Genomic DNA, 25665 nt, shown 5'->3' with positions numbered 1-25665 from the left:
TCATGAAAGAAAAAGCCACCATCCGGGTATTCATCGCCGACGATCATGCGATCGTGCGCGAGGGCTTGAAGCAAATCCTCGCCGACACGAAGGACATCATCGTGGCCGGCGAGGCTGAAAATGGCCACGACGCCATCAAACTGTTCCGTGGCTCGAAATGCCAGGTATTGCTGCTAGACATCTCCCTGCCCGACCGCAGCGGCATCGAGGTGCTCAAGCAGATCAAGAAGGAAAAGCCGGAACTGGCCGTGCTGATGCTCTCCATGCACCGCGAGGACCAGTATGCCATTCGCTCGCTCAAGGCGGGCGCGGCCGGTTACCTGACGAAACAGAGTGCGCCGCGCGAGCTGGTCACGGCCATCCGCCAAGTGGCGCAAGGCTTGAAATACATCAGTGCCTCGCTGGCACAGGAACTGGCCAACACGGTGGGCGAAGACCACGAAACGGCCTTGCACGACACCCTGTCGGACCGCGAATACCAGACCCTGGTCATGATCGCCTCGGGCAAGGCGGTGGGCGCCATTGCCGAAGAACTCAAATTGTCCGTGAAAACCGTCAGCGAATACCGCGCGCGCTTGCTGGTCAAGATGAAACTCAAGAACAGCGCCGAATTGACGCATTACGCCATCCGCAACCAGCTGGTCGATTGACGGCAAAGCGGCATGCCCGCTGGCATCGGGCGAATTGACAGGACTTCTCCTTGCTTCTCGCACAATAAGTTCTTTGCCAACTCGCCTATCATGGGGATAATGAGAAATATCTGAAAAGGCTGTGTCTACATGTCCAGTAAATTGCCATCTTCACCAGCAGGCGCTCCCGCTGGCGCCACGCATACCGCCGCCGCTGCGGCGATGAATCCGGCCGATATCGCCCGCGAAGCGTTTCGCCGCCTGGCCACGCGCCGCATCGCCCCCACGCCCAGCGCCTACCGCGATATCTACAATGAAATCGCCGGCATCAGCGAACCGGCCGATACGCCTGCCGCCCCGGCAGCCGTGCTGGCCGCCAGCGCTCCCACGGAGAGCGGCGCGGAAAACGTCCTGACGCAGTTTGCCGCCAAGATGAGCGAATCGGCGGGCGAACTGGGCGACTTTGGCCGCCGTTTCCAGCGGGCACTGAAGGCGCGCGACTGGGACAGCTATGCGCGCACCCTGGCGCAGCTGGCGGAAAAACAGGTCAAGAAAGGCGGCGGCATCGAATTGCCGCCACTGCCGGACGGCGAACAGACGCGCACCCTGCGTGAATTGCTCAGCCGCACCCTGGGCTTTGCCGTCGCCACCTTGCTGACGGGCACGCCCGCGCTGGTGGAAGAAGCCGAATCGCTGGGCGCTGCCATCAAACTGGCGCACACGGAAGAGGCGCTGAACGAAGCGGCGCTGCGCCTGAAGCAGCTGTGCTACCAGATCGAACTGAAAAGCGGCGATACGGCCGAGCAGCAGGAATTGCTGCTGCGCCTGTTCAAGTTGCTGCTGGACAACGTCAGCCAATTGCTCGACGACGACAGCTGGCTGCGCGGCCAGGTCGATGCCGTGCAAAACCTGATCGCCGGCCCGCTCGACCAGCGCGCGCTGGAAGACGCCACGCGCAGCCTGAAGGAAGTCATCTACAAGCAAAGCCAGCTCAAGCACAGCCTGTCCGACGTCAAGCTGACGGTGAAGAACATGATGATGACCTTCATCGACCGCCTGGGGCAAGTGGCGGCCAGCACGGGCGACTTCCATGAAAAGATCGGCGGCTATTCGGAAAAGATCAGCCAGGCGGAAAATATCAGCGAATTGAACAGCGTTCTCGACGAAGTCTTGCGCGAAACGCGCATGGTGCAGAACGAAGCCCTGCGCGCACGCGACAAGATGGTGCTGGCGCGCCAGGAAGTGCAGGATGCGGAACAGCGCATCCACACCCTGGAAGCGAAGCTCCAGCATATGAGCGAACTGGTGCGGGAAGACCAGCTGACGGGCAGCCTGAACCGCCGTGGCCTGGACGATGTGTTCGAGCGCGAGACAGCCCGCTCCGACCGCCGCGGCACGCCGCTGTGCATCGCCATGCTGGACCTGGACGATTTCAAGCGCCTGAACGACACTTATGGCCACCTGGCCGGCGATGCCGCCCTGAAACACCTGGTCAAAATCGTCAAGGAAACCCTGCGCTCGATGGACGTCATCGCCCGCTTCGGCGGCGAGGAATTCCTCATCCTGCTGCCGGAAACCACGGTCGAAGCGGCCTCATCGACGATGACGCGCTTGCAGCGCGAGCTGACCCGGCATTTCTTCCTGCACGACAACGAGAAAGTCTTGATCACCTTTTCCGCCGGCGTGGCCCTGCGCCTGCCCAACGAAGACCAGGCCGAGCTGGTCAAACGCGCCGACCGCGCCATGTACCAGGCCAAACAGACGGGCAAGAATCGGGTGGTGGTGGCCGACTAAACGGCAACTTGCAGGCTGTCGCACTCCATGCCCACCTTACGGTGGGTTTTTTTTGGCCTGCGCCCGGCACGTGCGTACGGCGGCGCTGCAGCGGCCGACATGCGCCCCCTGTGGCAATCTGAAGATACTGAATATTATTTCTTATATTTAATTATTTACAACCCTAAAGTTTAGTCAAAGCGTGCCGTCTATGCGTCCTCGCCTATGGCAACTTGAGGGGCAAAACAAAAAATATACTCGCTGTATTTCCCTAAACTTTCCATGGCCCACTCCGTTAATGAATATAACTGCGGTGTGAGTGTCCCGGAAGGCAGGGGCAGACCAAGGTACAAGGCACATAGCCAAAACATATAGCAAGGAGCTTCAAAATGGCCTCAGTCATCAATACCAATACCGCGTCACTGAATGCGCAACGCAACCTGAGCACATCGCAGTCGGCCCTGTCCACCTCATTGCAACGCCTGTCTTCGGGTATGCGCATCAATAGCGCAAAAGACGATGCTGCTGGCCTGGCAATTTCCGAGCGCTTCACCTCGCAAATCCGCGGTCTCGATCAAGCCAAGCGCAACGCCAACGATGGCGTGTCGCTGCTGCAAACGGCCGAGGGTTCGCTGAAATCGACGGGCGACATTCTGCAACGTGTCCGCGAACTGTCAGTACAGTCGTCGAACGCCACCAACTCGGCCGGCGACCGCAAGGCAATCCAGGCTGAGGTAGGCCAGCTGCTGTCGGAAGCCGACCGCATCTCGCAAACGTCGGAATTCAACGGCATGAAGCTGCTCGACGGCTCGTTCGGCTCGGCATCGTTCCAGGTCGGCGCCAACGCTGGCCAAACCATCCAGGCCACGACTGCCAACTTCCGTACCAATAACTACGGCAACAACCAGTCGTCCGCTGCGCCACCAGCTACCTTGGCTGGCAGCACTGCTACCGCTTACGCCGGCGGCACCTTCGACATCCAGGGTCTGAAATCGGCAACGGTCACCGCGACTACCGCCGACACCGCGCAAACGCTGGCAGCCACCATCAACGGCAAGACCTCCGATACGGGCGTGACGGCAACTGCCAAAACCGAAGAAGAAGTCAAGTTTGCGGCCAATGGCGTGTATTCGCTGGCAGTTACCTCCGACAGCGCCACCGCCTCGAACGTGACCTTCACGGTGGGCGCGAACAACGCGTCGGGCCTGGCATCGGCAGTAAGCGCCTTCAATGATGTATCGTCCACCACCGGCGTGACGGCCAAGATGAACGACGCCAAGGACGGCCTGGTGCTGACCAACATAGCTGGCAACAACATCAAGCTGGACAACAAGAGCGCGACCTCGACCTTCACGGCTGCCTCGATCGGCGCCGACGGTGCCCGGACAGCGGCTGCCACCGTTGCCGCCACCAACGGCTCCGCCGTGTCGATGGGCTATATTTCGATGAACTCCGACAAGGGTTTCTCGTTGGGCACGGTTACCGCCGGCAATGGCGTGGCCTCTGGTCCGGCGACGCTCAATTCGGTATCCAGCATCGACGTGTCGACTGTCGCGGGTTCGAACGATGCGCTGAAGATTCTCGATTCCGCCCTGGCCAGTGTCAACAGCCAGCGCGCAACCTTCGGTGCCTTGCAGTCGCGCTTTGAAACGGCGGTAAGCAACCTGGAATCGACCTCGGAAAACCTGTCGGCATCGCGTAGCCGCATTCAGGATACCGACTTCGCATCGGAAACGGCCAAGCTGACGCGCGGCCAGATCCTGCAACAGGCTGGTACGGCAATGTTGGCCCAGGCCAACTCGCTGCCTAACGGCGTGCTGTCGCTGCTGCGCGGTTAATCTCCGCCCCGTAGTACCGTAGCTTAGCCCTCCCCGGCCGATCCAGATATTGCATCTTGATCCGCCGGGGATTTTCCGTTAGAGGACACCATCATGGATATCCAGGCAACAAACGGCCTCACGGCCCCACAGCCGCAGCCGCAGCGCACTGCGCTCACCCCAGGCAGCACCACGGCCGCCAAACCTGCGGCGCCAGCAGCCACGGACAGCAAGCCCACCGGCAAGGCCGCCAGCAAGGAAGACGCGCAGGCCGAGCTGAGAGAGGTCAAGCAGGCCGTCAGTGACATCAACAAGGCGATGCAGTTCATGTCGCGCCAGCTGGAGTTTTCAGTCGATACCGACAGCGAGCGCACCATCGTCAAGGTGATCGACCAGCAAACCCGCGAGGTCATCCGCCAGATGCCCACCAAGGAAGCGCTGGAAATCGGCAAGGCGCTGGAAAAAGCACAAGGTTTGCTGATCAAGCAAACGGCGTGAAACGGCCCTGTGCCACTTCCTTCGTGGCATAGGGCAAACAGCTGGCCGAATACCCCTCTAAAGTCTGGATGGATTATGCCGTTAACCAAGTATATTCAAGCATTCTCATAGGAGGTTATTGTGGCTGTCTCATCCGTCAGTACTGGTGGCGTTCTCGACGTAAATGGCCTGGTCAGTCAGCTGATGGCAGTGGAGAGCCGCCCCTTTGTTGCCATGCAGAACAAAGAGAAGGCGATTACCTCCCAAATCTCCGCCTATGGCACCCTGAGCGGCGGCGTCGGCGCGTTCCAGACCACTGTCACCGCCCTGGCCGATGCCTCCAAATACAAGGTGGCCAACGCCACCACCTCAGATGACAAGGTCTTGACCGCCACCGCTGGCAAGGACACAGTCAAGGGCAACTACAGCGTCAACGTGACCCAGCTGGCGCAGGCGCAAACCATTTCGGCCGCCGGCCAGGAAAGCACCTCGACGCTGATCGGCTCGGGCGCCAGCACCGTGCTGACATTCGACTTCGGCAGCATCACCGGTGGCACCCTGACCGACGGCAAATATACCGGCGCCACCTTCGACCTCGATGCCACCCGCGTAGCGCGCACCGTCACCATCGACGGCAGCAACAACTCGCTGCAAGGTATTCGCGATGCCATCAACAAGGCCGGCATCGGCGTGACCGCCAGCATTATTTCCGACGGTAGCGACAAGCCGAACCGCTTGGTATTGACATCTGGCAAGAGCGGTGAAACGTCGAGCATGCGCGTGTCCGTCGCCGGCGACCAGGACCTGAGCAACTTGCTGTCCTATGCGCCCAACGGCACGCAGAACATGACCCAAAGCAATGCTGGTCAAAATGCCAAGCTGACCGTCAACGGCGTGGCCATTACCAGCCAGACCAACAATGTCGAGAACGCCGTGCCTGGCGTGACGATGTCGGTACTCAAGATCGGCACCAGCAATGTCGGCGTCACCATGGATACGTCCGGCATCAAGACGGCGCTGACCAATTTCGTCAAGGCCTACAATGAGCTCAATACCACCGTCACCGGCCTGACGGCCGTCACGCCCGACTTGAAACAGGGTGCGGCGCGCACCGGCGGCCCGCTGGTCGGCGATTCGACCACCAACAGCCTGCAGGCCAGCTTGCGCAAGCTGTTCGGCACCAGCGTGCCGGGCCTTGACAGCACCGTGACGAGCCTGAGCCAGCTGGGCGTCGCTTTTCAGAAGGACGGCACCCTGAAGCTCGATACCGGCAAGCTGCAAACGGCGATCGACAAGAATTCGGACGACGTCATCAAGCTGCTGGCGACCTCGGGCTCGACCACCGACAGCCTGGTCAGCTTCGTCAGTTCGACCAGCAATTCGACGGTCGGCACCAAGGGCATCTCGATTTCCAAGCTGGCCACGCAAGGCACCCTGGTCGGCAGCACGGCGGCCAACCTGAACATTATTGCCGGCGTCAACGACAACCTGTCGCTGAGCATCAATGGCGTCAGCACCAAGGCCACCCTAGTGCCGGGCAACTATACGGCCGACAGCCTGGTCAGCCATTTGCAGTCGCTGATCAACGGCGCCTCGGGCGTGACCGACACCACGGCCGGCGTCAAGGTAACGCAGCAAAATGGTGTGTTCAGCATCGTCTCGAACAAGTATGGCTCGTCATCGAAGCTGGAAATCACCGGCAATGGCGCCGACGACCTGTTCGGCACGCCGACCATGACCACCGGCGTGGACGTGGCCGGCACCATCGACGGCGCCGTGGCCGTCGGCAGCGGCCAGACCCTGACCGGTTCGGCCGGTTCGGGCAGCGCCGGGATTGCCGTACTGATCAAAGGCGGCCAGCTGGGCGACCGCGGTACGGTGAATATTTCCAAGGGTATCAGCGCCCTGTTTGCTACTATTACGGATAATTACCTGGGAACGGCGGGCCTGATCCAGAACAAGAATGACGGCTTGAACAAGAGCATCGCCGATATCACCAAGCAACGCGATGCGCTCAATACGCGGCTGACCCTGACCGAGGCGCGCTTGCGCAGGCAATACAGCTCACTCGACGTCACGCTCAGTTCGATGAACAGCACCAGCAATTTTTTGACTCAGCAACTCGCTGCGCTGGCCAAGTAGAGCTAACGCATATCTACAAGAGGAATACGAATGTTTGGATCATCGAACAAAGGCGCGCAATCCTACGCCAAGGTTGGCCTGGAAACGGGCATAGGTGCCGCTTCCCCGCACAAGCTGATCGCCATGCTGTACGACGGCGCCCTAGTAGCCGTGCTGAGCGCGCAGATGCACATGAAAGCTGGCAATATCCCGGAAAAGGGCAAGTCCATTTCACGCGCCATGCAACTGATCGACCAGGGACTGCGCGCCAGCCTGGACAAGAATGCGGGCGGCGAGATCGCCGAAAACCTCGATGCGCTGTATGAATACATGGGCGCGCGATTGCTGATGGCCAACCTGAAAAATGACCTGAGCATCCTCGAAGAGATACAGCGCCTTCTGACCGACCTGCGCGACACCTGGAACGCCATAGGCACGCCTTCCGGCATGAGTATTGCCGCTAGCGATGCATCTGCTACCCGCATCTCCAACTATGCGAGCGCCTGAGCCATGATGACCAATCAAGAAGTCCTGACCACCTATGAAACCATGCAGACCCTGACGGGCCGGATGGTGACGGCCGCCAGCAACGCCGACTGGGACGCGTTCGAAGCGCTGGAGCAGCAAGTGAGCGCGCACGTGGAAGCGCTGAAAGCGAATGAAGCAAAAGTCGTGCTGGAAAGCGCCGGCCGCCAGCGCAAGGTCGCCCTGATCAAGCAGATCCTGGAAGATGACCGCAAGATCCGCGACCTGACCATGCCGTGGATGGCGCATTTGTCCAAGCTGATCAACAGCACGGGCACCGAACGGCGCCTGGCCAACGCCTACGGCGTCTAAACGCAAGCGGGGGCGCCATGTTGCCGAAGATGGATGCCATCGGCATGCCGCCCCTGACCCCGGTCAAGGGCGCGCGCCCGGCCGACGCCGTCGCCGACCCGCGCCAGGCCGAGTTCCAGCGCTCGCTGCAGGGACTGATCGGCAAATCCATGCAGGGCCAGGTAATGGCGCGCATGGGCGATGGCAGCTACCTGGTGCGCGTGGCCGGCACGCCGGCCCGCATGCAGCTGCCCGCAGGCGCCCAGCTGGGCACCGAGATTCCCCTGACCTTGATCGGCATCAATCCCCGTCCCTCCTTTCAAATCGGCAATCACCGCGACCAGCCCGCCAGCGCCCTGCTGACGTATGCCGACGCGGAGGCCGAACCCGACGCCTTGGAAGCGCGCGGTCCCCAGACCGGCGCTGCCCAGGCCGGCATGCGCGCCAGCAGCACGGCCGCCACCCTGCTCAGCCGCGCCCCCCTGACGCCGACCAACTTGCTGCCCGCCCTGGCAGGCGATACACCGGCACCGGAACTGAGCACCACCGCGCGCGCCATCAGCAGCGTACTCAGCCAGGCTGAAAGCGTGCCCGGCGCCCCCCTGGCGCTGGTCGGCAAGACGCCGCTGATGGCCGCGCCGGGAGCCGATCCGGCCCAGGTGGCGCAAAAGCTGCGCGACACGGTCGGCAGCAGCGGCCTGTTCTATGAATCGCACGTGGCCGAATGGGCCGAAGGCAAGCGCCCGCTGGCCTCGCTGCTGCTGGAACCGCAAATGCAAAAGGCCGCGCCGGGCGAGACGCCCAGGACGGGCACCGACCTGGCCTCGGCGCAGCTGATCAATTTACAGCTGCATACGCACGAACAGGCGCGCGTGCAGTGGCAGGGCGAAGCCTGGCCCGGCCAGAAGATGCAGTGGGATATCAGCCAGGATGCGCCGGAAGGACAGCAGCACGCTGGCACGCAGGGCGACGAAGAAGCGACGGCCTGGCGCAGCAATGTGCGCTTCCAGTTTCCCCTGCTGGGCGACCTGGCCGCGCACGTGGTCTTGCAGGGCGGCCGGGTGGCCATCCAGCTGCAGGCCGGCAGCGAGGCCAGCGCCGATACCTTGCGCCAGCATGCGGCGCGGCTGGAAGCGTCGCTGGACGCCGCCGGCTGGCCCCTGTCGTCATTGACGATCGCCGGCAAGCCGCAGGCGGCCGAGCCAGCGGAAGCAGATGATGCTTGACGACACCAAGCGCAAGGTGCCGCAGACGGCCGTCGCCCTGGCCTACCAGAGCGGCACGCCAGCGCCCAAGGTGGTGGCCAAGGGCAGCGGCCTGATCGCGGACCAGATCATCAGCACGGCGCGCGAACACGGCGTCTTCGTGCATGAATCGAAAGAATTGGTGGCGCTGCTGATGGATGTCGACCTGGACCGCCAGATTCCGCCCGGCCTGTATCGGGCGATTGCGGAACTGCTGGCCTGGTTATATCATATTGAATCTGCGAATGGCGGACCCATCCCGCCGCCGCCCGACACCAGCGTCAACCTCACTGATACATAGACAGGCATCAATGCAAGCACATATTATGGATTCCGGCCTCGAAAACTGGCATGACTTTGAAGTGGAATCGCGGCGGGAAATCATCGCCTTGCTGCGCAGCATCAGCGAAAAGAACCAGCTGATCCGCATGCTGATCCACGGTGAATCCGATGTGTGCGTCACCTCCATCCTGGAAGTCGATGCCGACCACAATACCGTCATCCTCGACCGTTCCGTGAACAACGACCAGAACCGGCGCATGCTGGCCGCCAAGGGCATCTCGTTTGAAACGTCGCTCGACAAGATCCGCATCCTGTTTGCCAGTGCCCAGGTGCAAGAGTGCAATTACGGCGGTACTCCCGCCTTGAAAATTGCCATTCCAGAAACATTGATCCGCCTGCAGCGGCGCGAGTATTACCGCATGACCACGCCCGTGAGCAATCCCGTGCGCGTCTCGATTCCCCTGCCGCCCTCGCTGGGCGGCGCCGATGCCCCGTTTCCGCTGGCCGACATCAGCTGCGGCGGCATCGCCATCCTGGACAATAAGCTGATACTGGGCGAGACCATCGGCAGGGACTATCCCGGTTGCCGCATCGACTTGCCTGACGTCGGCATCGTCACCGCCACCTTGCAAATTCGCAATTCGCTGGACATGACCCTGCTGAACAACAAGCTGAACCGCCGCCTGGGCTGCCAGTTCGTCGACCTGCCGCGCAGCATGCTGGCGCACGTGCAGCGCTATATCACGCGGCTGGAGCGGGAGAGGAATGCGCGCATGGCTGGGTTGGGCTGATCATAGTTAACCCAAAACGAAGACTGGGGTCGGACCCTGAGGGTCCGACCCCGGCCCTTGCGCTTGGGGTTATCATGAGTTAAACCTGCATATTCATGATCTCGTGATACGCCGACACTAATTTATTGCGCACCTGCACCGTCGCCTGGAATTCGATGCTCGACTTTTGCATCGACACCATCACATCCGACAGGCTGACCTTTTCGTCACCCATGGTAAAGCGCTGGCCCATCGCCGACGAAGCCTGTTGCGAACTGCTCACGGAGTCCAGCGCGCTCTTGAAGGCGTCGGCAAAATTCACCTTCGCTGCCGGCATTTCCGTCTGGATCGCTGGTATTTTCGCCTCCGGCCGCGTGGCCGCCGACTTCAGTTGCGCGATCATCGCCTCGATCCTGCTGCTATCGATACCGCCTGTTTTCACTTTGCCTCCCGATTCTGGTCTACTCCTTGTTGTACCCAGAGAACAAAACCCTGGTTTGCAAGGCAACGACGGGTACAATAACTTCCATCACATGTTGCCAGGGTTCCACAATACCAGCGCCAACGCCAGCCGCTCGGCCGAGCAGGCGGCAAAAGCGCCTTCTGTTTGGACGATTGAAGCGCGTGACAGTGGCGGATAATTCTGCATATCGCCCCTCCTCCCGAGGAAGCGGCCCCCACGCACCACCCAACACCCGTCAAACCACACGCCCTGGAAGGCAATCATGGCTGTAGCCGAAGAAATCGATGTGAACCGCATACCGCCGGAACCGGCGCCTGCCCGCTCGCCCGTGGAGTCCGTGCAAGCGTTCGCCAAGACGCCGATGGGCAAGAATTTCCTGCGCGGCCTGGGTGTGGCCGCACTGATTGCCATCGGCGTGGCCCTGTACATGTGGAACCAGCCACCCGAGTACAAGGTCCTGTTTTCCAATTATACGGACCGCGACGGCGGCGCCATCACCGCATCGCTGGACCAGCTGGGCATCAAGCACAAGTTTTCCGAAGGCGGCGGCGCCATTCTCGTGCCCACCGAGCAAGTCCACGATGCGCGCCTGAAACTGGCCGCGCAAGGCTTGCCGAAGGGCGGCAACGTGGGCTTCGAGCTGATGGAAAACCAGAAGCTGGGCGTCTCGCAGTTTCTGGAACAGGTCAATTTCCAGCGCGCCCTCGAAGGCGAACTGGCGAAATCGATCGAATCGGTGTCCGCCGTCGACACGGCGCGCGTCCACCTGGCCCTGCCCAAGCCGTCCGTCTTCGTGCGCGAGCAGCAAAAACCCACGGCTTCCGTGCTGCTGAACCTGCATCCGGGCCGCGGCCTCGACCAATTGCAGGTAAGCGCCATCGTGCACCTGGTGGCGTCCAGCGTGCCGGAATTGCTTCCAGTCAATGTCACCGTGGTCGACCAGGCCGGCACCTTGCTGTCGAACCAGGAAAAGGACAAGGACCGCGCCAACGGCATCAAGAGCCTGGACCCGAACCAGTTAAAGTACGTGCAGCAGTTGCAGCAAAGCGTGATCAAGCAAGTCGAATCGATCTTGCTGCCCATCGTCGGCGAAGGCAATGTGCGCGCCGAAGCGACGGCCGACGTGGATTTCTCGCAAAGCGAGCAGGCGGCCGAAACCTACAAGCCGAACTCGCCGCCGGAAGCGTCCACCATCCGCAGCCAGCAAACGAGCGAATCGACGGGCGCTGGCAATGCCAACCCGTCCGGCGTGCCGGGCGCCCTGTCGAACCAGCCGCCAGGCGTCGCCACGGCGCCGTTGACGGCCGAAGCGCCAGGCGCACCGGCCGGCGCAGCGACGGCACCGAGCCAGAAGGAATCGACGACAAATTACGAAGTTGACAAGACCGTGCGCTACGAGCAGAAATCCATGGGCGGCTTGCGCCGCCTGTCGGTGGCCGTCGTCGTCAACTACCGCCGCAGCTTCGACAAGGATGGCAAGGTCACGGTCAAGCCGATTTCGCCTGCCGAAATGGTGCAGATCAATAACCTGGTCAAGGAAGCGATGGGCTACAACAAGGAGCGCGGCGACAGCTTCAGCGTGGCCAACTCGCCCTTCGACGGCATCGACCGCGCGCCGGAAGGCAAGCTGGAGTGGTGGCGCGACCCGGCCAACTTGCCGCTGGCCAAGGAACTGGCGAAGTTCCTCATCACTGCCCTGATCCTGCTGTATATCTTCATCAAGATCGTGCGCCCGATGCTGCGCCCCGTGATGCGCAAGATCGACGATTTCGGCGCGCCACCGCCCGTCATCGAGCCGGAACTGGCCAAGGACGGCGCAGAAAGCGAAGTCCTGCTCAGCGAAGCGGAGCTGGAAGAACTGGAAGAAGATACGGCCCGCGGTTATCGCGAAAACCTGGCGATGGCGAGGAAACTGGCACAGGACGACCCACGCGTGGTGGCCAACGTAATCAAAGCATGGATAGGCAATAATGAGTGAGACAACGGGACTGCAAAAAGCATCGATCCTGATGCTGGCACTGGGCGAGAGCGAAGCGGCCGAGGTCATGAAATTCCTCGGCCCGCGCGAAGTGCTGAAACTGGGCGCCGCCATGGCCACCATGAAGGGCATCGCGCACGAACAGGTGGTCGAGGTGCTCGACGACTTCCGTGCGCAGACGGAACTCAATTCCACCGTCGGCCTCGATTCGGACGAATACATCCGGCAAGTGCTGACCAAGGCGCTGGGCGACGACAAGGCGTCCGTGCTGCTGTCGCGCATCCTGGGCGGCAAGGATGCGTCCGGCATCGAATCGCTGAAATGGATGGATTCGCAATCCGTGTCCGAGCTGATCCGCAACGAACACCCGCAGATCATCGCCACCATCCTGGTCCACCTGGAACGCGACCAGGCGTGCGAAATCCTCGGCCATTTCACGGACCGCCTGCGCAACGACGTGGTGCTGCGCATCGCCACCCTGGACGGCGTGCAGCCGGCCGCCTTGCGCGAACTCAACGATGTGCTGACGAAACTGCTGTCGGGTAACGAAAACATCAAGAAATCGTCGCTGGGCGGCGTGCGCGCGGCGGCCGAGATCCTCAACTTCATGAGCGGCGAGCAGGAAGGCTCCGTCATGGACAATATCAAGAACTACGACAACGACATGGCGCAAAAGATCATGGACGAAATGTTCGTGTTCGACAACGTGATCGACATCGACGACCGCGGCATCCAGCTGCTGCTGCGCGAAGTGCAGTCGGAAATGCTGATCATCGCCCTGAAAGGCGCCTCGCAAGAGCTGCGCGACAAGATCTTCAAGAACATGTCGCAGCGTGCCGGCGAGATGATGCGCGAAGACCTGGAGTCGAAAGGCCCCGTGCGCCTGTCGGAAGTGGAATCGCAACAGAAACAGATCCTGCAAATCGTGCGCCGCCTGGCGGACGAAGGGCAGATAGTACTGGGTGGAAAAGGCGAGGATTCGTTTGTCTAATTTAATACCCAAAGAGCAACAAACCGCTTACCAGCGCTGGGAAATGACCTCGTTTGGCGACGAGCGTCCCAGCGTGGTGGCGGCGCGCAAGCTGCTCGAACCCGATCCTGAACCCGAATTCGACCCGGAAATGGATCCATACGGCGAACTGTCGGAAGAAGAGCAGGCCGCGCCGCTGGAATACCCGACGCAGGAAGAACTCGACGCCATCCGCGAAGAAGCGCGCGCCACGGCCTTCGATGAGGGCCGCGCCGCCGGCTATGCGGAAGGCCACGCGGCCGGACATGCCGACGGCCATGCGCAGTCATATGCGGAAGGCAAGGCGGCGTCCGGCGTGGAACTGGCGCATCTGCAAACCATCGCCGTCGACTTCGGCACGGCCGTGCACCAGGCCGATGAACTGATCGCCAACGACGTCATGGAACTGGCCTTGCAACTGGCCAAGGCCATGCTGAAGACGGCCTTGCCCGTGCGCCCCGAGCTGATGCTGCCGCTGGTGCGCGAAGCCATCGAATATTTGCCTGTGCTGCAACAACCGGCCTTGCTGATGCTCAATCCGGAAGATGCGCAAGTAGTGCGCGACGGCATCGGCGATGAGCTCGACAAGGGTGGCTGGAGGGTCATCGAAGACCCGTCCGTGGAACGCGGCGGCTGCAAGATCGACACGGCCAGCAACCAGATCGATGCGCAAAGCTCCACCCGCTGGCAGCGCCTGACGCATGCGCTGGGCAAGGACCTGGACTGGCTGGCGCCGTGAGCGAGTCCGTCAAAGGCCCGCAAGCCCATGCGGGGCGCTGGCGCGCCTACCTGAGCGACTGTTCGGCCGTGGTCGGCTTTGTGGAACCGATGCAAATATCGGGCCGGGTCACGCGCGTGGCCGGCCTGGTGATGGAAGCGGTGGGCCTGCGCCTGGCCGTCGGCGCCGCCTGCACCGTGCCGCTGCCGAATGGCGGGCGGGTCGAGGCGGAAGTCGTGGGCTTTGAAGGCGAGCGCCTGTTTTTGATGCCGCAAAGCGACGTCGAAGGCATCGTGCCCGGCACGCGCGTGTTTTCCGTCGAACCGGCCATCCCCCGTCCCGGCAGCGTGGCGCATCCGCGCCGCCGCCCCAGCGACCGCGCGCGCCATCTGCCCGTGGGACCGCAACTGCTGGGTCGCGTGCTCGATGGCGCGGGCCGCCCGCTCGACCAGCTCGGCCCCCTGCTCACGACGGACAGCGCCCCCATCAACGTGCGTCCCGCCAATCCACTGGGCCGCGCGCCCATCGTGACCACGCTGGACGTGGGCGTGCGCTCGATCAATGCCATGCTGACCGTCGGCCGCGGCCAGCGCATGGGCCTGTTCGCCGGTTCCGGCGTGGGCAAGAGCGTGCTGCTGGGCATGATGGCCCGCTACACGGAAGCGGACGTGATCGTCGTCGGCCTGATCGGCGAACGGGGACGCGAAGTGAAGGAATTCATCGAGCAAATCCTCGGTGCGGAAGGTCTGGCCCGCTCCGTCGTCGTGGCGGCGCCGGCCGACACGCCGCCGCTGATGCGCCTGCAGGGCGCCGCGTATGCGACGGCGATTGCCGAGTATTTCCGCGACCAGGGGCAAAACGTGCTGCTGATCATGGATTCGCTGACCCGCTACGCCATGGCGCAGCGCGAAATCGCCCTGGCCATCGGCGAACCGCCTGCCACCAAGGGTTATCCGCCGTCCGTCTTCGCCAAGCTGCCCGTGCTGGTGGAACGGGCCGGCAATGGCGAGGAAGGCGGCGGCTCGATCACCGCCTTCTATACCGTGCTGACCGAGGGCGATGACCAGCAGGACCCGATCGCCGACTCGGCGCGCGCGATTCTCGATGGCCATATCGTGCTGAACCGGCGCCTGGCCGAGGCGGGCCATTATCCCGCCATTGACATCGAGCAATCGATTTCGCGCGCCGCCCACTCAATCACCACGCATGAACACCAGCAGCAGGCGCGCAAGCTGAAACAGCTATATTCGCGCTATGAACGCAGCCGCGACCTGATCAGCGTGGGCGCCTACAGCGCCGGCACCGACCCCGTACTGGACCAGGCCATCGCCCTGCATGAAAAGATCGAGGCGTTTTTGCAACAGCAAATCACCGAGCGGGTCAGCATGGACGAGAGCTTGGGGCAACTTACCGCTCTATTCGACTGATTAGGGCTTGCATGGCGGGAATATAATCAGGCATGGCTTCTCCTTCCCAACTTGCAACCCTGATCGACCTTGCCCAGCGCGAAACGGATGATTGCGCCAAGCGCCTGGGCGCGGCCCTGAAAGCGCTCGACGATTGCCGCCAGAAGCTCGACATGCTGTCCGGCTACCGCGACGATTATGCCCAGCGCTTCGAGGCGAGCATGAGCAGCGGCATCACGCCCATGGCTTACCGCAATTTCCAGGCCTTCATGGTCAAGCTCGACAGCGCCATCCAGGGCCAGCAGCAAGTGGTCGAGCATGCGCAAGCGCGCAGCGAGAATGAAAAGATGCGCTGGCAACTGGCCGAACGCAAGCGCATGTCGTACACCACCCTGAATAACCGGGCGCAGGAACAGGCGCTGAAGCTGGAAAACAAGCGCGACCAGAAAGCAATGGATGAGCACGCGGCGCGACAAGCCTATTACAAACGCTAAGCAACACTGAGGCAGCATCATGCAAACCCAGCCAACACCGATTTCCCAGATTATCTCGCCGAACGCCACGCCGGGCGCCGCCAACCGCAGCCAGGCGCCCACCAGCAGCACCGCGGGCGACTTCCAGCGCACCCTGAACCGCCAGATCGAGCAACGCCAGACCAGCCGCAATATGGAGCAAGCGCAAGGACAAGCATCGGCGGCAGCCCGCCCTGCCAGCCCTGCCGCGACGCAGGCGCCCACCCAGGCGCCGGCCAAGGACACGACGCCGGCGCACGCGAACACCGAACCGGCCGCCAACAAGGAACAGCCATCCGCGCCCGCCAGCGAGGCGCCCGCCACCAGCGACAGCGCCACGGCCGAGGCCAGCGTGCCCGCCGCGACAGTTCCGCCGCCGGCCGATCCTGCCGCCGAGATGCTGGCCCTGGTGGGCAGCATCCAGCTGGCCATCCAGCCGCCAGCGGCCAAGGCCGCGCCGGAACTGCCCGCGCGCGCCAGCCTCAAGGCCGACGGCAAGAACCTGGCAACAGGGGCCTTGCTGGCAGCCGGCCAGGGCGGCGGCAAGGCCGCCGCCACCGTTATCGCGCAAGCCGACAGCGGCGACTTTGCCGACAGCCTGGGCCTGGCCCAGGGCAAGGCGGCCACCACACAAGGCAGCAGCGTACCGAGCGGCAAGGCCGAGCCGGGCAAGCTGGCCATCGACGCGCAGCTGGCGGCCACGGCCAAGGCTGGCAGCGCCGTGAGCGAAGCGATCATCAAGGAAGCACCTGCCGACCTGAGCCGCTTGGCGGCCCAGCTGCAGCCAGGCGCGCTGCAGCAGGCCGCCGCCGCTATGGCCGTGCCGGCAGACAAGCTGACGGGCCGGGTCGGCACGCCGGCCTGGGATCAGCAACTGGGGCAGAAAGTCGTGTGGATGGCGGCCGGTGGCGACCAGAGCGCCACCCTGACCCTGAATCCGCCCGACCTGGGGCCTGTGCAAGTGGTCCTGACGGTCACCAATGACCAGGCCGATGCCGCCTTCATGTCGGCCCAGCCCGAAGTACGCCAGGCGCTGGAAGCGGCCATGCCTCGCCTGCGCGAGATGATGAGCGAAGCGGGTATCGCCTTCGGCAGCGCCACCGTCTCGGCCGGCACGCCGGAACAGCAAAACAATGGCGAGCGTGCCGCCTCGGGCGAACGCCGCGGCAATGGCCAGGGCGGCAGCGTCTCCGGTGGCGAGATCGCCATTGCGCCGGCGGCGGGCGGACGCAGCCGGCCCAGCCTGAGTGCCGTGGATACCTTTGCCTGAGGCCAATTCATCGGCCGCAGGCCCCAGACGCGCCCCAGGGAGTAACTTTTCGTATAAAAACAGCGAGTTGAGGGCGCTTCCGCCCTCTTTTCACTGCATCCTTCTGCGCAGAATTTGCCGATAATGACATAATGGCGTCGTGATCCACTTCCATGCACTCGTGTACCATTGAAAGCAAATCCAAAAATGAAAGCAGATCCGAAAGCAGATGCAGGCCTGGCCCCCCCCGGCGCCTCGAAAAAGAAGCTTCTGATCATCGTGCTGGCCTCGGTGCTGGTGGCTGGCGGCATCGGTGGCGGTGCAGCCTGGTACTTCCTGCATGGCAAGGCCGATAAAGAAGAAGCGGCGCCCAGCAAGAAAAAACATGCCGCGTCCAAGGCCGGTCCGCCCGTCTTCGTGCCCATCGACTCCTTCACCGTCAACTTGCAGCCGGAAAATGGCGAACAATACCTGCAGATCGCGTTTACCTTGCAGGCCAGCAGCGCGGAAGAAATGGACTTGATCAAGGTCAACATGCCGAAAGTGCGCAGCCGCTTGCTGCTGCTGCTGTCCGGCAAGAAGGCATCCGAACTCAATACCGTGGAAGGCAAGCAGCAACTGGCGGCCGAAATCATCAATCAGGTGAACCAGCCGTTCGAGGACAAAGGGCCGGAGCAGGACGTGACGGACGTATTATTTACCGCATTCATCATTCAATAAGCAGCCATGGCCGATAATTTCCTCTCCCAGGAAGAAGTCGATGCCCTTCTGAAGGGCGTCAACGGAGACCAGGACGACGCGCAGGCGCCGGAAGATGTCACGGGAGTTCGTACCTACAACCTGGCAACCCAGGAGCGCATCGTGCGCGGCCGGATGCCAACGTTGGAAATTATCAACGAGCGTTTCGCCCGCCTGCTGCGCGTGGGCCTGTTCAACTTCCTGCGCCGCAGTGCCGAAGTGTCGGTGGGTTCCGTGCGCGTCTCGAAATACAGCGAGTTCATCCGCAACCTGGTGGTGCCGACCAATCTGAACCTGGTGCACATGAAGCCGCTGCGCGGCACGGCCCTGATGGTCTTCGATCCGGGTCTGGTGTTCCTGCTGGTCGACAATCTGTTTGGCGGCGACGGACGTTTTCATACGCGTGTCGAAGGACGCGACTTTACGCAGACGGAGCAGCGCATCATCTTGCGCATCCTCGACATCGTCTTTGAAGCCTATACCAAGTCGTGGGAACCGGTCTTCCCCGTCGAGTTCGAATATATCCGCTCGGAAATGAACACGCAGTTCGCCAACATCGCCACGCCGAACGAGGTCGTCGTCGCCTCGACGTTTACGGTGGAACTGGGCTCCGTTTCCGGACAAATCCACTTCTGCATGCCGTACTCGATGATCGAGCCGATCCGCGATTCGCTGACCTCCAGCCTGCAGGGCGAAGCGCTGGAAGTGGACAAGCGCTGGATCCGCCTCATGACGCAGCAGATCCAGATCGCCGAAGTCGAACTGGTGGCGTCGCTGGGCACGGCGCGCGTCTCGTTCGACGAGATTTTGAACATGAAGGTGGGCGACATCATTCCGCTCAATATTCCCGAACTGATCGCCGCCACCGTCGACGGCGTGCCCGTGATGGATTGCACATATGGCGTGTTGAACGGACAATATGCGCTGAAGGTTGAAAAGTTATTGGCAAATTCCGATAACATGAATAATCACTAAATAACTACCCGGGCCGCGTTGCGGTCCGTATCTGTACAACAGGAGAAACACATGTCTGACAACCAAGACGACCAAAGCGCGGAAGACGATTGGGGCGCGGCCATTGCCGAGCAGGCCAAGGCGGAAGCCGAAGCGCTGCAAAACCAGGCCGCCAATACGGCCAGCGCGGCCAGCGCCGCCGTGTTCAAGGACTTTTCCAAGCAGGCGTCGAAGTCGGAAACGCACAACGATATCGATTTCATCCTCGATATCCCCGTGCAGCTGACAGTCGAACTGGGCCGCACCAAGATCGCCATCAAGAACCTGCTGCAACTGGCACAGGGTTCCGTGGTCGAGCTTGACGGCCTGGCGGGCGAACCGATGGACGTACTGGTGAACGGCTGCCTGATCGCCCAGGGCGAAGTGGTGGTGGTGAATGACAAGTTTGGTATCCGCCTGACCGACATCATCACGCCTTCCGAACGCATCCGAAAATTGAATAAATGAAGCCTGGCCTGTTGATTTCCACCGTGCTGCCGCTCATGGCGGCATGCAGCATTGCGCTGGCGGCGCCCGCTTCGGCTCCCGTACCAGCTTCGGTCCCGGCCGAAACGGCGGCGCCCAGCGCAACTGCCGAAGTTGCATCTGAAAAACCCGCTGCAGCGGCACCCGCCCCTGCCGCCGCCCTGCCCGCCATGCCGGCGGGCGCGCCCATGACGATGGCACCGACGAGCTCGGCCGGCAGCTTGCTGCAAACCATCTTCGCGCTGGTGTTCGTGCTGGCCCTGCTGATCGGCCTGGCCTGGTTCATGAAGCGCTATGGCCCTAAAGTCATGGGCGGCAACAACAAGATGCGCGTCGTCAGTTCGCTCAATCTGGGCGGACGCGAACGCATCGTCCTCGTCGAAGTGGCCGACCAGTGGATCGTCGTCGGCGCCTCGCCCGGCCGCATCAACGCGCTGGCTACCATGCCGCGCCAGGAAGGCGAGTTGCCGCAACTGGCAACGACGCAAAACGGCCCCGCAGCCGCCAATTTTTCCGAGTGGCTGAAACAGACCATCGAAAAACGCAATGGGAAATAAGCAGCAGATGGCGTGGTCCAACGTAAAGACTCCCCTGACCTGGCTGCTGGCGGCGGCCGCCCTGGCCTTGCCGCTGTGGGCCATGGCCCAGCCGGGTATCCCGGCCTTCAACAGCACGCCGGCGCCGGGCGGCGGACAGAATTACTCACTGCCGGTGCAGACGCTCATCCTGATGACGTCGCTCACCTTCCTGCCGGCGGCCCTCCTGATGATGACCTGCTTTACGCGCATCATCATCGTGCTGTCCCTGCTGCGCCAAGCCATCGGCACGCAATCGGCGCCGCCGAACCAGGTGCTGGTGGGGCTCGCCCTGTTCCTGACCCTGTTCGTCATGGGCCCCGTGTTCGACAAGATTTATACGGATGCCTATCTTCCTTACCAGGAAAACAAGATCAGCATGCAGCAGGCCATGGACAAGGGCGTCGATCCCCTGAAAACCTTCATGCTCAAGCAGACGCGCCAGGCCGACCTGGCCCTGTTTGCCAAGATGTCGCGCTCGCCGGCCCTGCAAGGCCCGGAAGACGTGCCGCTGCGCATCCTCGTGCCCGCCTTCGTCACCAGCGAACTGAAGACGGCATTCCAGATCGGCTTTGCCATCTTCATCCCGTTTTTGATCATCGACATGGTGGTCGCCAGCGTGCTGATGTCGATGGGTATGATGATGATGTCGCCGGCGACGATCTCGCTGCCGTTCAAGCTGATGCTGTTCGTGCTGGTCGATGGCTGGCAATTGCTGCTGGGCTCCTTGTCTCAGAGTTTTTACTAGGGGAAAACGATGACACCCGAAAGCGTCATGACCCTGGGCCGCCATGCGATGGAAGTCACCCTGATGGTGGCCGCGCCCATGCTGCTCGTCGCCCTCATCATCGGCTTGATCGTGAGTATTTTCCAGGCGGCCACGCAGATCAACGAATCGACCCTGTCTTTCATCCCCAAGCTGGTCGGCATCTTTGTCGCCCTCGTCGTGGCCGGTCCGTGGATGCTGTCCGTCATGCTCGACTATATGCGCCAGGTATTTACCGGCATTCCGAACCTGGTGGGTTAGTGCAGCCACCATTGCCATGCTGACCCTGTCGAGCATCGAACTGAACACGTGGATCGCAGCACTGCTGTGGCCGCTTAGCCGCATCCTCGGCCTGATCGCGGCCGCGCCCCTGTTCGGCAATGCTGCCGTGCCGGCCAGCGTCAAGGTGACCCTGGGCGCGCTGCTGGCCATGATCATCGCTCCCACCGTGCCGGCCTTGCCCGCTGTCAACCCGATGTCCTTGCCCGGCTTGCTGATCCTGACGCAAGAGATGCTGGTGGGCCTGGCCATGGGCTTTTCCATCCGCATCGTGTTTTCCGCCGTCGAAATGGCGGGCGAACTCAGTAGTCTCACCATGGGCCTGGGCTTCGCCTCGTTCTTCGACCCGCAAACCAAGGGCAGATCTTCCGCCATCAGCCAGTTCCTCGTCATGCTGGCCACCTTGATGTTTTTGACAGTCAACGGCCACCTGGTCTTGCTGGCGGCGCTGGCGGAAAGCTTTGTCAGCCTGCCCATTTCATCGAGTCCCATCAGCGGCGGCGGTTTCCAGCAATTGGCGGCCTGGGGCGGGGAAATCTTCCGCTCCGGCCTGCAGATTTCGCTGCCCATCATCGCCGCCCTGCTGCTGACCAACGTGGCGCTGGGCATTTTGACGCGGGCCGCGCCGCAGCTGAACATTTTCGGTATCGGCTTCCCCGTCACCCTGGGCGTGGGCTTGCTGGTGATCAGCATGGTCCTGCCCTACCTGGCCACGCCCTTCCAGAACATGTTCCTGCGCGGCATAGAAACGGCGCGTTTGCTGCCGCGCGGCTTTGCCACGCGCGACCGGCCACCGCCGCCCGCGCCGCCGAATCCCTTGCGCCCGGCGCCGCCTGCTCCGGCTCCGCTGCCGGCGGCGCGCTGATCAGGGCTAGCCGCCCAGCGCGTGGCGCAGCAGCAGCGCCGACAGCACGAACATGGTGACGCCGATCAAGCCATCGAGCACTTGCCAGGCGCGGGGCCGCGCAAACCACGGCGCCAGCCAGCGTGCGCCATAGCCCAGCGAGGCAAACCACAGCAGGCTGGCCGCGCTGGCGCCGGCGATGAAGCAGCCGCGCAGCGCGCCCGGTTGCTGGGCGCCAATACTTCCCACCAGCAATACCGTATCCAGATACACATGCGGGTTAAGCAAGGTAAATGCCGCCGCCTGGGCCAGCACGGCGCCCAGTCCCAGTCCGGCACCTCCCTCGGCGGCGCGCAACTGCTGCGGCCGGCGGGCGCGCAGCAGCGCTTGCCAACCGTAGACGGCCAGGAAAGCGGCACCACCCAGCGCCAGCGCGCTGGCCAGCAAGGGGCGCTGCCCCAGCGCACTGGCCATGCCCAGCACGCCGGCGGCAATCAGCGCCGCGTCGGCCAGCGCGCAAAACAGCACGATGGCGCCCACGTGTTCGCGGCGCAGGCCTTGCCGCAAGACAAAGGCATTTTGCGAGCCGATGGCAACGATGAGTCCCAGGCCCAGGGTCATGCCCTGGAAAAAGACGGAAAAAACGAGTGGGGTGGTGGCGGAGAGTGTCATGCGGCGATCTTGCCAGCTGCAAGCAATGAAGGCAAACTACCTTTTCTACCGCTACTTAAGGAAAACTTCATCCATGCTCGACTATGCCGCCCTGGGCGCCCTGGCCGCCGTCATCCGCGAAGGCAGTTTCGAGCGCGCGGCGCGCGCCTTGCATGTGACGCCATCGGCCATTTCGCAGCGCATCCGCCTGCTGGAAGAGCGCGTCGGTTGCGCGCTGGTGATACGCGATCAGCCTTGCCGCGCCACGGAAACGGGCCGGCGCTTGTGCCAGCACGTGGACCAGGTGCAACTGCTCGAACAGGATTTGCAGGGCAACTTGCCGGCGCTGGCGCAGGCAGCACTGGGCGTGTCGCGCGCCAGCGTGCCCGTCGCCGTGAATGCCGACAGCCTGGCCACCTGGCTGGCGCCCGCCATCGCCGCCTTCGCCGCCGGGCACCCGGTGCTGCTGCAAGTGGCCGTTGACGACCAGGACCATACGGCCGAGTGGCTGCGCAGCGGCACCGTGCTGGCCGCCGTCAGCGCCATGGCCCGGCCCGCATCGGGCTGCAACAGCCGCCCGCTGGGCGCCATGCGCTACCTGGCGGCCGCCAGTCCCGCCTTCCTGCAGCGGTATTTTGCCCACGGCGTGGGCGCCGCCAGCCTGGCGCTGGCACCCAGCCTCGTGTTCAATGCCAAGGACGAGCTGCAATCGCGCTGGGTGCGGCGCCTGTGCCACCGGCATGTGGAATTGCCGCGCCATGCCCTGCCCTCGCCGCACGCCTTCGTCACGGCCGGCCTGGCCGGTATGGGCTGGGGACTGCATCCGCAGGCACTGATCCAGCCTAATCTTGACAATGGCAGCCTGGTCGAACTGCTGCCCGCTACGCCCCTGGATGTGCCCCTGCACTGGCACACGGCACGCGCCGCGTCCGGCCTGCTCGACGGTTTGAGCGCAGCCATCCTGGCTGCCGCCCGCACGGGCCTGCTGCCGCCCTGATTGCCAGGCTCAGGGCTGGTCGCTGCTGAACGCGAAGCGCCAGCGCCGCACATCGACATTCAAACGCAACTGGTGATGTTTGACCAGGTAGCGCACGCCGACCAGCGCCGCCGCCAGGCCCGACAGGGCGCCGATGCCCAGCGCCCAGCGCGGGCCGAAGGTGTCGGCCACCCAGCCCACGATGGGCGCGCCCAGCGGCGTGCCGCCTGCCGAGATGGCCAGCAGGATGGCCATCACGCGGCCCCGCATGGCGGGCGCCGTCGACAGTTGCACGCTGCTGTTGACGCTGGTGGTAAACGTTTGCGCGGCGATGCCGATGACCACCAGCATCATGCCGAACAGCCAATAATTGGGCATCACGGCAGCCAGCGCGCAGGCCAGGCCGAACAGCGCCGCCGCCCCCAGCAGCAAGGCCAGCGTAGGCTGGCCACGGCCCGCCGCCAGCAGGGCGCCGGCCACGGAGCCGCACGCCATGATGGAACTGAGCACGCCATACTGGCCGGCGCCCGCATGGAAGGCTGTGACCGACATGGTCGAGAGGAAAATCGGGAAATTCAAGCCGAAGGTGCCGATCAGGAATAGCATCAGCAGGATGGCCATCAGGTCGGGCCGCTGGCGCACGTAGCGGAAACCCTCGCCCAGGCTGGCGCGCGTGGCCTTGATACGCGGTGCGCGGCGCAGCAATTGCACGCGCAGCAGCAACAGCGAACCGATCACGGCGGCAAACGAGACGGCGTTGATGATGAAGACCCAGCCACTGCCGACACTGCTGATCAGCAGCCCAGCTACCGCGGGGCCCAGCATGCGCGCCGCATTGAACGAGGTGGAATTGAGCGCCACGGCATTCGTCAGGTCTTCCTCACCGACGATTTCGGCAACAAACGTCTGGCGCACGGGCGAATCGAAGGCCGTCACGCAGCCCAGCAGGAAAGCAAACACATACACATGCCACAGTTGTACCAGGCCGCTGATGCACAAGATCCCGAGTCCCAGCGCCAGCAAGCCCATGGCCGCCTGCGTGCACAGCAGCAATTTCCTGCGGTCGAGCAAGTCGGCTGCCATGCCCGTCAGGGGTAGCAACAGCAGTTGCGGGCCGAATTGCAAGGCCATCACAATACCGACGGCGCTGGCATTGTGCTGCGTCAATTCGCTCAGCACCAGCCAATCCTGCGCCGTGCGCTGCATCCAGGTGCCAATATTCGACACCAGGGCGCCGCCGGCCCAGATACGGTAATTGGGAATGCGTAGCGAACGGAAGGTGTTGTTCATCTGGGCGTGCGGGCTCCTTGCCGGGGTCGTGGTGGAAAACTCAGCGGATCACTGCGCCAAGCGTTTGAGTAAGGCCACCGCATGGTTCAGTTCGGTGACTTCGTCCGGCGTGAGCCGGGTTTCAATGGTGCGCGCCAGCCAGTCTTCGCGCGCGGCGCGGCTGGCCGCGATCCAGGTGCGGCAACTGTCCGTCAGGGTCAATAGCGTCTGCCGGCCATCCGCCGGGTCGGGCGAGCCCGTCACCATGCGCGCTTGCGTCAACGCTTGCACGGTGGCGGCCATCGACTGGGGCCGCATGCCTTCGGCGCGCGCCAGGCTGCTGGCGGTGGCCGGGCCATCGCGCTCGAGGCGGCTCAGCACGGATGCCTGCGACATGCTGACATCGCCCAGATGCGCTTCTTCGCGCAGGCGGCGGCGCAGCTTGCCGACCAGGATACGTAATTCGCCGGCCAGTTGCAGCACGTGCTCGTGATCGTTGTGTTCTTCTTGTGGGGTGCTCATGCTAGCCGTGGAGTGGATCAACGGCCATCAGTATAACAGATAGACAGGCAGACTGCGCAGTTTGCCTGCATATATTATCAAGACGGCCATTTTGCGCCCGTAAAAAAGCCGGGGCGGGAGGTATTCTCCCGGCCCCGGCTTGCCGGTCATCGAGCCGATATCGAGCGCTTAGAGCCTATCCCAGTAGGGAGCGTCTTCTGCTGGCAGCTCATCAGGAGCGCGGACAAGGCGTGAGGAGGACGCGTGGCGAGCCACGCGACGACGAGCAACGCCGTCCCCGCTTCTGAGGGGCGCCAGCAGGG

Annotated in this window: 28 protein-coding genes; 24 read left to right on the top strand and 4 right to left on the bottom strand. The window is 63.0% G+C overall.

The features are described from left to right. The first annotated feature begins 2 nt into the window (after positions 1-2). The 10 genes from ACP7EG_RS00795 (at position 3) to ACP7EG_RS00750 (ending at position 9950) form a co-directional block, all read left to right on the top strand. On the top strand, positions 3-650 hold the full coding sequence (locus tag ACP7EG_RS00795) for a response regulator (RefSeq protein WP_034753998.1): 648 nt from the start codon (positions 3-5) through the stop codon (positions 648-650). A 201-nt stretch (positions 651-851) separates the two neighbouring features. Further along, positions 852-2423: a GGDEF domain-containing protein gene (locus ACP7EG_RS00790; protein WP_099762596.1), complete on the top strand. Its 1572-nt coding sequence runs from the start codon at positions 852-854 to the stop codon at positions 2421-2423. A 368-nt stretch (positions 2424-2791) separates the two neighbouring features. Then, positions 2792-4240, top strand: coding sequence for a flagellin (locus tag ACP7EG_RS00785; RefSeq protein ID WP_426086028.1), 1449 nt, complete (start codon positions 2792-2794; stop codon positions 4238-4240). A 93-nt stretch (positions 4241-4333) separates the two neighbouring features. After that, positions 4334-4717 (top strand): flagellar protein FlaG, encoded by a 384-nt coding sequence (locus ACP7EG_RS00780; RefSeq protein ID WP_426086027.1) that lies wholly within the window; start codon positions 4334-4336, stop codon positions 4715-4717. A 120-nt stretch (positions 4718-4837) separates the two neighbouring features. Then, positions 4838-6838: a flagellar filament capping protein FliD gene (gene fliD, locus ACP7EG_RS00775; protein ID WP_426086026.1), complete on the top strand. Its 2001-nt coding sequence runs from the start codon at positions 4838-4840 to the stop codon at positions 6836-6838. A 30-nt stretch (positions 6839-6868) separates the two neighbouring features. After that, positions 6869-7324, top strand: coding sequence for a flagellar export chaperone FliS (gene fliS / locus ACP7EG_RS00770; RefSeq protein WP_426086025.1), 456 nt, complete (start codon positions 6869-6871; stop codon positions 7322-7324). Between the two features lie 3 nt (positions 7325-7327). Then, positions 7328-7654: a flagellar protein FliT gene (locus tag ACP7EG_RS00765; RefSeq protein ID WP_099762582.1), complete on the top strand. Its 327-nt coding sequence runs from the start codon at positions 7328-7330 to the stop codon at positions 7652-7654. 17 nt (positions 7655-7671) lie between these two features. Then, positions 7672-8859: a flagellar hook-length control protein FliK gene (locus ACP7EG_RS00760; protein WP_426086024.1), complete on the top strand. Its 1188-nt coding sequence runs from the start codon at positions 7672-7674 to the stop codon at positions 8857-8859. Beyond that, positions 8852-9178: an EscU/YscU/HrcU family type III secretion system export apparatus switch protein gene (locus ACP7EG_RS00755; protein WP_035821344.1), complete on the top strand. Its 327-nt coding sequence runs from the start codon at positions 8852-8854 to the stop codon at positions 9176-9178. Before ACP7EG_RS00760 ends, ACP7EG_RS00755 begins: the two co-directional genes overlap by 8 nt. A gap of 25 nt (positions 9179-9203) precedes the next feature. After that, positions 9204-9950 (top strand): flagellar brake protein, encoded by a 747-nt coding sequence (locus ACP7EG_RS00750; protein ID WP_426086023.1) that lies wholly within the window; start codon positions 9204-9206, stop codon positions 9948-9950. A gap of 79 nt (positions 9951-10029) precedes the next feature. Here ACP7EG_RS00750 and fliE read toward each other — a convergent pair whose 3' ends face one another. Beyond that, a complete protein-coding gene (gene fliE, locus ACP7EG_RS00745) occupies positions 10030-10332 on the bottom strand; it encodes a flagellar hook-basal body complex protein FliE (RefSeq protein WP_243136536.1) in 303 nt (100 codons plus the stop codon). Between the two features lie 322 nt (positions 10333-10654). Here fliE and fliF point away from each other — a divergent pair, with 322 nt between their 5' ends. The 13 genes from fliF to fliR all read left to right on the top strand — a co-directional run bounded on the left by fliF (position 10655) and on the right by fliR (position 21966). Continuing rightward, positions 10655-12370, top strand: coding sequence for a flagellar basal-body MS-ring/collar protein FliF (fliF, locus tag ACP7EG_RS00740; RefSeq protein WP_426086022.1), 1716 nt, complete (start codon positions 10655-10657; stop codon positions 12368-12370). Then, positions 12363-13361 (top strand): flagellar motor switch protein FliG, encoded by a 999-nt coding sequence (fliG, locus tag ACP7EG_RS00735; RefSeq protein ID WP_071075865.1) that lies wholly within the window; start codon positions 12363-12365, stop codon positions 13359-13361. The genes fliF and fliG overlap by 8 nt, the downstream gene beginning before the upstream one ends. A gap of 43 nt (positions 13362-13404) precedes the next feature. Next, positions 13405-14118, top strand: coding sequence for a flagellar assembly protein FliH (locus tag ACP7EG_RS00730; RefSeq protein WP_426087114.1), 714 nt, complete (start codon positions 13405-13407; stop codon positions 14116-14118). 89 nt (positions 14119-14207) lie between these two features. Further along, complete coding sequence (gene fliI / locus ACP7EG_RS00725; protein WP_243136568.1) at positions 14208-15524, top strand: flagellar protein export ATPase FliI; 1317 nt, start codon at positions 14208-14210, stop codon at positions 15522-15524. Positions 15525-15556: 32 nt separating this feature from the next. Then, the gene (fliJ, locus tag ACP7EG_RS00720; RefSeq protein WP_426086021.1) at positions 15557-15997 is read left to right on the top strand and encodes a flagellar export protein FliJ; all 441 of its coding nucleotides are present in this window, start codon (positions 15557-15559) and stop codon (positions 15995-15997) included. A gap of 19 nt (positions 15998-16016) precedes the next feature. Beyond that, positions 16017-17285: a flagellar hook-length control protein FliK gene (locus ACP7EG_RS00715; RefSeq protein WP_426086020.1), complete on the top strand. Its 1269-nt coding sequence runs from the start codon at positions 16017-16019 to the stop codon at positions 17283-17285. Between the two features lie 186 nt (positions 17286-17471). Then, the gene (gene fliL, locus ACP7EG_RS00710) at positions 17472-17984 is read left to right on the top strand and encodes a flagellar basal body-associated protein FliL (protein WP_071075861.1); all 513 of its coding nucleotides are present in this window, start codon (positions 17472-17474) and stop codon (positions 17982-17984) included. Between the two features lie 6 nt (positions 17985-17990). Then, on the top strand, positions 17991-18977 hold the full coding sequence (fliM, locus tag ACP7EG_RS00705) for a flagellar motor switch protein FliM (protein WP_071075860.1): 987 nt from the start codon (positions 17991-17993) through the stop codon (positions 18975-18977). 51 nt (positions 18978-19028) lie between these two features. Further along, positions 19029-19463: a flagellar motor switch protein FliN gene (gene fliN, locus ACP7EG_RS00700; protein ID WP_034754038.1), complete on the top strand. Its 435-nt coding sequence runs from the start codon at positions 19029-19031 to the stop codon at positions 19461-19463. Further along, positions 19460-20038, top strand: coding sequence for a flagellar biosynthetic protein FliO (gene fliO / locus ACP7EG_RS00695; RefSeq protein ID WP_426086019.1), 579 nt, complete (start codon positions 19460-19462; stop codon positions 20036-20038). Before fliN ends, fliO begins: the two co-directional genes overlap by 4 nt. Before the next feature lie 7 nt (positions 20039-20045). Then, a complete protein-coding gene (gene fliP / locus ACP7EG_RS00690) occupies positions 20046-20804 on the top strand; it encodes a flagellar type III secretion system pore protein FliP (RefSeq protein ID WP_096238644.1) in 759 nt (252 codons plus the stop codon). Between the two features lie 9 nt (positions 20805-20813). Further along, a complete protein-coding gene (gene fliQ / locus ACP7EG_RS00685; RefSeq protein WP_071075857.1) occupies positions 20814-21083 on the top strand; it encodes a flagellar biosynthesis protein FliQ in 270 nt (89 codons plus the stop codon). Between the two features lie 16 nt (positions 21084-21099). Further along, the gene (gene fliR, locus ACP7EG_RS00680; protein WP_426086018.1) at positions 21100-21966 is read left to right on the top strand and encodes a flagellar biosynthetic protein FliR; all 867 of its coding nucleotides are present in this window, start codon (positions 21100-21102) and stop codon (positions 21964-21966) included. Between the two features lie 6 nt (positions 21967-21972). Here fliR and ACP7EG_RS00675 read toward each other — a convergent pair whose 3' ends face one another. Continuing rightward, on the bottom strand, positions 21973-22617 hold the full coding sequence (locus tag ACP7EG_RS00675; RefSeq protein WP_426086017.1) for a LysE/ArgO family amino acid transporter: 645 nt from the start codon (positions 22615-22617) through the stop codon (positions 21973-21975). A 73-nt stretch (positions 22618-22690) separates the two neighbouring features. Between ACP7EG_RS00675 and ACP7EG_RS00670 the strand changes: the two genes are divergently transcribed. Beyond that, positions 22691-23593 (top strand): LysR family transcriptional regulator ArgP, encoded by a 903-nt coding sequence (locus ACP7EG_RS00670; protein ID WP_426086015.1) that lies wholly within the window; start codon positions 22691-22693, stop codon positions 23591-23593. A 9-nt stretch (positions 23594-23602) separates the two neighbouring features. On the opposite strand, the gene ACP7EG_RS00665 is transcribed toward ACP7EG_RS00670, so the two are convergent. Together ACP7EG_RS00665 and ACP7EG_RS00660 are read right to left on the bottom strand one after the other, a co-directional pair. Continuing rightward, positions 23603-24862: an MFS transporter gene (locus ACP7EG_RS00665; protein ID WP_426086014.1), complete on the bottom strand. Its 1260-nt coding sequence runs from the start codon at positions 24860-24862 to the stop codon at positions 23603-23605. Positions 24863-24910: 48 nt separating this feature from the next. Continuing rightward, positions 24911-25363, bottom strand: coding sequence for a MarR family winged helix-turn-helix transcriptional regulator (locus tag ACP7EG_RS00660; RefSeq protein ID WP_426086013.1), 453 nt, complete (start codon positions 25361-25363; stop codon positions 24911-24913). Positions 25364-25665: the final 302 nt, after the last annotated feature.

Origin of the sequence: Janthinobacterium sp. PSPC1-1, from assembly GCF_049897625.1 — a bacterium.
Classification (GTDB): domain Bacteria; phylum Pseudomonadota; class Gammaproteobacteria; order Burkholderiales; family Burkholderiaceae_D; genus Janthinobacterium; species Janthinobacterium tructae.
The sequence above is the reverse complement of the archived record's forward strand: the minus strand, read 5'-3'. Positions and strand labels throughout refer to the sequence as shown.